Genomic DNA, 5,237 nt, shown 5'->3' with positions numbered 1-5,237 from the left:
CTTGGTGTCCTTGAGGCTCTTGCCGTCGAACAAGATCTGGCCCGCGTCGATGGGGATGAGCCCCGCGATCATGTTGATCAGCGTGCTCTTGCCGCAGCCGTTGGGGCCGAAGACGGACACGATCTTGTGCTTGGGGATGTCGAGGTTGAAGTCCTCGTACAGCGGCCAGCCTGCGAAGTATTTCGTCAGCCCGCGGATGGTGATGTGGGTGCCGGCGGGACCGGGCTGGAAGGCGCGCACGGGCACATCGGGCACGACCGGGGCGTTGATGACGGCGGACATGGCTTACCTCCCACTCCAATGGACGATCTTGCGTTCCAGCACCAGGAACAGAATGTTGAGCACATAGCCCAGGATGCCCGCGGCCAGGATGGCGGCGTACATGGTCTTCACGTTCAGCACCTGCTGCGCGTCGATGATGCGGTGGCCCAGGCCGTTGTCCGAGCCGATGAACATCTCGGCCACGACGACGATGACCAGCGCCATCGACACGGCAGAGCGCAGGCCCACGAAGCTGGGCTGCAGGCTTTCCCACACCAGCACGTCCTTGAAGATCTGCCAGCGCGAGGCGCCCATCACCTTGGCCGCCATCACGCGCTGCTTGCGCGCATTGATGACACCGTAGGCGCTGTTGAACACGACGATCAGCAGCGCGCCGAAGGCGGCGATGGCGATCTTGTTGATGTCCGACACGCCGAAGATCAGCAGGAACAGCGGGATCAGCGCCGACGACGGCGTCGAGCGGAAGAAGTCGATCAGGAACTCGACGCTGCGGTAGGCGCGCTCGTTGCTGCCCAGCAGCACGCCCAGCGGCACGCCGATGACGGCGGCGATCAAAAAGGCCTGCACCGTGCGCCACACCGTGGTGGCGAAGTCCAGCAGCAGCGGCCCGCCGGCCAGGCCGACGACGAGCGTCTGCAGTGTGGCCAGCGGCGGCGGCAGCAGGATGGGCCGGATCAGGCCGAGGCGCACGACCAGATCCCAGATGATGAACAGCAGCAGTGGGCCGATGAAGGGCAGCAGCTTGGCGACGTTGAAACGCGGCAGGCGCACGGCGGGTTGGCCGTCGGCTTTCTGCCAGGGCGGCGTGGCGGCAGGAGCTTGTTCCATGGCTTCAGGCCTTGTAGATAAGGGTCGTGACGTCGAGCTTCTTCTCGAACACGCCCTTCTCGGTGAACAGGTCGAAGAACTTCTGGAAGGCCGCCACGTCGCTCGGTGTGAACTCGTTGTAGAGCATGTAGGAGGCCAGCGGCACCTCGCCGGTGAGCGGGCCTTCGATGGCCGTGTAGCCCTTCAGGAAGTTGCGCGCCTGGGCTGGGTCCTTGCGCACGAGGTCGATGCCGCGGGCATAGGCGGCGATGTATTTCTTCGTCTCGGCCGGGTGCTTCTTGATGAACTCGGTCGTCAGCGTGGCCGAGCCGCCGTGCCAGGGCGCCAGCGGGTCGCCGAGGATGTACTTGGCGATGACGCCGGCCTCCAGCACGCGCGTCGTGCCATTGAGCCGGCCCACTGTGCCCGTGGGCTCCAGCGTGTAGACGGCATCCACCTGGCCGGCCGCTAGCGCGGCCACATGCTGGCCGATGGGCAGCTCCGTCACCGTCGTGCCCGGCGCGCCGGCGCGTTCCAGCACGGCCATTGCCAGCGTCTTGTTCTGGATGCCGGGGCCGCTGGCCACGCGCTTGCCCTTCAGCTCGGCCAGCGTCTTGACGGGGCTGTCCTTGGGCACGAGGAACTGGTCGAGCACGTACTTCTGGTTGCTCGGGTTGGTGGCGATGATCTTGAAGAGGCCGGGCGAAGCAATCTCGCCCACGCCCAGGTTGCCCGAGCCGGTGCCGTTGGAGCTGCCGTCGCAGCGGCCTGCCAGCATGGCCTCCATCACCTGCTGGGCGCCGGCGAACTTGAGCGCCTCGACGTCCAGCCCCGCTTCCTTGAAGTAACCCTTCTCCACCGCTGCATAGAACGGCAGCCCGGCCGCCACCGGCCAGTAGCCGATGCGGATCTTGGGCGTTTGCGCGCGCACCAGCGCGGGCGCTCCCAGCGTGGCCACGGCGGCGGCCGCGCCCAGCAAGGTGCGGCGCTGGGGTTTGAACGAATCGGTCATGGTCGGCTCCTTGGGTGATTGAGAGGGGGAGGCAAGAAGGGGTGAGGCTTCAGGCGGGATGCGGTTCGGCCATGCAGGCCCGCCAGCCTTCGCCGAGCATGGCCAGGTCGTGCGGGCCGATGAGGCCGGCAAGCGCGCCCGGCAACTCACGGGGCGGCGCGCCGTACAGATAGGCCTGGTGCCAGTCTCCAAGGGTCAGAAGGCTTCGCTTGTTCATGGTGCACATGCTGGTATACCAATCGGTACGCCAGCATCAAGCGTGCCAGTTTGCGGCGCGCCTGCCTCTGCGCAGGTTCTGCATGTGGTGTACCGGGCGTCGCTCGGTCTGCCGCTTTCTGGCAGTCCTCCTTCAAGCCTTCGCGGCTGAGATCGCGTGCCTCGCCGTGGGGCGTTGATGCACCAGTCGGCGGTGCGGGGCGCCCTTGACACGTTTCGATGATTAGCTAATCATCAAGCCATGAACAAGGTCTTCAAAGCCCTTTCCGACCCCACCCGTCGCCAGGTGCTGCAACTCCTGAGGCAGGGCCCCTTGAGCGCCGGTGAGCTGAGTGACCAGTTCCATGTCYCCAAGCCCACGATGTCGGCGCACTTCACCGTGCTGAAGGAGGCCGACCTCGTACACGCCGAGAAGGCGGGCAAGTCCGTCCTGTATCACCTGAAGCTGTCCGTGCTCGAAGAAGCGTTGCTGGGCTTCGTCCATTCGTTCAGCCCGAGCGCCGACGCGCCGGAACCCAAGAAGGAGATTGCGCGATGAAAGCTGATCTGATTGCAGGCCTTGCGTGGGGCGGTGGCATCGTCGCCGTGGCGCTGGGCATGAGCTTGGCACGCAAGCTGGGCTATGCGGACGGCGAAAACGTCACCCGGGTGGTCATCGCCATGAACGGGCTCATGATTGCCTGGTATGGCAACCGCATGCCCAAGCGCTTCTTCCCCAGCGAACTGGCTCGCAGGGTCAACCGGCTCGGCGGCTGGTCCATCACGATCAGCGGGCTTGTCTATGTGGCGCTGTGGGCCTTCGCTCCGATCCCCGTGGCAGTCGCCGCGGGTTCCGCCTCAGTCCTGGCGGGGGTGGCTGTGCCGCTGGTCTATTGCCTGTCGCAGCGGGACAAGTTCAAGAGCGCGACGTGAGCGGGGTGATCTGCCTGCAAGCGCACTCGAACCCACGCCTCAGTCCACCGTCCGATGGCTCACCTCCACCAGGATCCCGCCGGGCGYGTGGCAATAGAACATCAGGCTGCCGCGCATCACGCGCGGAGGCTGCGCGAGTTCGATGCCTGCATCCAGCATCCGTGCGTGCGCGCTCATGACGGCCTGCTCGGAAGCGAGCAGAAAACCGATGTGAAAGGTCTTCGGATACATCGGCTCGGTGGCATCTTTCGCCCGGGTGAGGACGAGCACGAAGCCCCTTCACCATCGAGGATCGCCATGCCGTCGTTGCCTTTGATCTGGCGAAACGTGAAGCCGAAGGCGGCCTCGAAAAAGGCGGTGGCTGCGGTCACATCAGGCACTGAGAGATCGAGGTGGTTGAGTTGCATTGATTTGTCCTTTGAGTCAAATGGACTCGACCGGATCACAACGCGAAGCACCGTCGGCACCCGCTTTGCCACACAGACGAGCCCGCAGCGCGAAAGGCGCTGAGGTTCGTCGTGGGTTCTCATGCAATGCATGGAGCAGAGCTCTCGTCAGAGAGGGGTCGGGCTTACCGAAAAACCGACCCTGCCTTTTTCGACGTCGCCAGTGTAGCCATAGGCTCTTGGCATGGCGCGACGGTTTCGTCAGCCACCCTCAGTGGCCGTAGTGCGTCAGCCCCGGCTCCAACGGCTGGGGATCGCCCAGAAGATCAGCAGCCCTATCAGCGATACGGCCGCCAGCACATGCGGCGTATCGAGCGGCCGGTTCCCATCAGCAAGCAACGCAGCGGCACCGCAGGCCGCGATGCTGATCGCCACCCATTGCGCCCGCCTGACCCAACGCGCCCAGCGGCGCTGCTGCGATGAAACTCCTTTGGGCGCCAGCGCCGCCATCACCCGCAGGCTGAAGCCAGCGTCATCGGGCTCGGTGCCGTTCTGCATCTGCTCCCGCAGCACGTCATCAAAAGAAGCGTCGTTGTCGTGGTTCGTGGAAATCGTCATGGCGTGGGCTCCCATGCTTGCAGTTGCGCGCGCAGCTTGGCCTTTGCGCGCAGCACTTGTGTCTTGACCGTGCCGAGCGGCCAGCCCAGCACCAGCGCCGCTTCGGCGTGGCTGAGGTCGGCGCCGTAGCAGAGCAGGAGCGCGTGGCGCTGGGGCTCGCTGAGATCGGCCATGGCGCGGTCGAGGTCGATGCGCCAGTCGGCGCCGGGGGCGAAGTCGCTGTGTGCGCCCAGCTCCGGCGGTGCGTCGTCCACCAAAGGCAAAGCCGGCCGTTCGGCCGACAGCGCGGAATAGGCCAGCCGCGTGAGCCAGGTGCGAAAGCGCGCCTCGCCGCGGAACTTGGGCAGGGCGCGCCAGGCACGCACGAAGGCTTCCTGGGCCAGGTCGTCGGCACGGCCTTGGTCGCCGCGGCAGACGCGGCCGAGCAGCTTGCGCAGATAGCCCTGGTGGGCCTGCACGAGGGCGGCGAAGGCCGCGCGGTCACCGGCGGCGGCACGGGCAACCAGGCGATCCTCTTGCAGGACCGCTTCGGTCGGCGCGGCGGGAACGCCGGAGGTCACGGCTGGGGCGGTTGCTGCTTGCGTTCAACGGCCCAGTACACCGCCAGGCCCAGCCCCAGGAACAGCGGAATCAGGCCGATGCTCCAGAGCCAGGCGCCCGGCATCATGGCGTTGAACATGCCCATCAAGCCCAGGCCGACGCCGATGTTGATGACGGCGGGAATGAGGATGCGGTTGGGGTTGGACTGGTCGCGCTTGGCGCGGTGCCAGTCGCTGTCCTGCACGTCGCCCAGTAGCTCGGGCGGGATGGGCTGGCCGGCGCGGGCCAACTCGCGGATGGTCTCGTGGCGCTGGCGCTCGGTGTGAGCCTTGCCCAGGTAGTGGGCCACGATGGCGACGATGGGAATCAGCAGCGACAGGATCGGGATCATCAGCGGGCTGATTTCCTGAAAGCGGTCGAAGAACATGGGCGGGCTCCAGGGAAACGGGTGGATGGTGCTTCCT

General features: G+C 66.0%; 10 protein-coding genes. 2 read left to right on the top strand and 8 right to left on the bottom strand.

The window, feature by feature from the left end; translation table 11 throughout:
• The 4 genes from ACXJKR_RS23680 to ACXJKR_RS23665 all read right to left on the bottom strand — a co-directional run.
• On the bottom strand, positions 1–282 hold a 282-nt coding region (locus tag ACXJKR_RS23680; RefSeq protein ID WP_457324897.1), incomplete at its 3' end, for an ATP-binding cassette domain-containing protein.
• Positions 283–285: 3 nt separating this feature from the next.
• On the bottom strand, positions 286–1,110 hold the full coding sequence (locus ACXJKR_RS23675; protein WP_457324896.1) for an ABC transporter permease: 825 nt from the start codon (positions 1,108–1,110) through the stop codon (positions 286–288).
• A 4-nt stretch (positions 1,111–1,114) separates the two neighbouring features.
• Entirely contained in the window at positions 1,115–2,101 is a 987-nt protein-coding gene (locus ACXJKR_RS23670) for an ABC transporter substrate-binding protein (RefSeq protein WP_457324895.1), read from the bottom strand.
• Positions 2,102–2,150: 49 nt separating this feature from the next.
• The gene (locus ACXJKR_RS23665; protein ID WP_457324894.1) at positions 2,151–2,318 is read right to left on the bottom strand and encodes a hypothetical protein; all 168 of its coding nucleotides are present in this window, start codon (positions 2,316–2,318) and stop codon (positions 2,151–2,153) included.
• A 240-nt stretch (positions 2,319–2,558) separates the two neighbouring features.
• On the opposite strand from ACXJKR_RS23665, the gene ACXJKR_RS23660 reads away from it, so the two are divergent.
• Together ACXJKR_RS23660 and ACXJKR_RS23655 are read left to right on the top strand one after the other, a co-directional pair.
• A complete protein-coding gene (locus ACXJKR_RS23660) occupies positions 2,559–2,855 on the top strand; it encodes an autorepressor SdpR family transcription factor (protein WP_457324893.1) in 297 nt (98 codons plus the stop codon).
• Positions 2,852–3,229, top strand: coding sequence for a hypothetical protein (locus tag ACXJKR_RS23655; protein WP_457324892.1), 378 nt, complete (start codon positions 2,852–2,854; stop codon positions 3,227–3,229). Before ACXJKR_RS23660 ends, ACXJKR_RS23655 begins: the two co-directional genes overlap by 4 nt.
• A 39-nt stretch (positions 3,230–3,268) precedes the next feature.
• On the opposite strand, the gene ACXJKR_RS23650 is transcribed toward ACXJKR_RS23655, so the two are convergent.
• The 4 genes from ACXJKR_RS23650 to ACXJKR_RS23635 form a co-directional block, all read right to left on the bottom strand.
• A complete protein-coding gene (locus ACXJKR_RS23650) occupies positions 3,269–3,499 on the bottom strand; it encodes a VOC family protein (RefSeq protein WP_457324891.1) in 231 nt (76 codons plus the stop codon).
• A 404-nt stretch (positions 3,500–3,903) separates the two neighbouring features.
• A complete protein-coding gene (locus ACXJKR_RS23645) occupies positions 3,904–4,233 on the bottom strand; it encodes a hypothetical protein (protein WP_056195565.1) in 330 nt (109 codons plus the stop codon).
• Complete coding sequence (locus ACXJKR_RS23640; RefSeq protein WP_457324890.1) at positions 4,230–4,793, bottom strand: RNA polymerase sigma factor; 564 nt, start codon at positions 4,791–4,793, stop codon at positions 4,230–4,232. The genes ACXJKR_RS23645 and ACXJKR_RS23640 overlap by 4 nt, the downstream gene beginning before the upstream one ends.
• A partial coding sequence (locus ACXJKR_RS23635) for a DUF6249 domain-containing protein (RefSeq protein ID WP_457324888.1) occupies positions 4,790–5,237 on the bottom strand: 448 nt, incomplete at its 5' end. The genes ACXJKR_RS23635 and ACXJKR_RS23640, both read right to left, overlap by 4 nt.

Source organism: Roseateles sp. P5_E11 (assembly GCF_054049355.1).
This window is presented reverse-complemented; position numbering and strand designations above follow the sequence as displayed.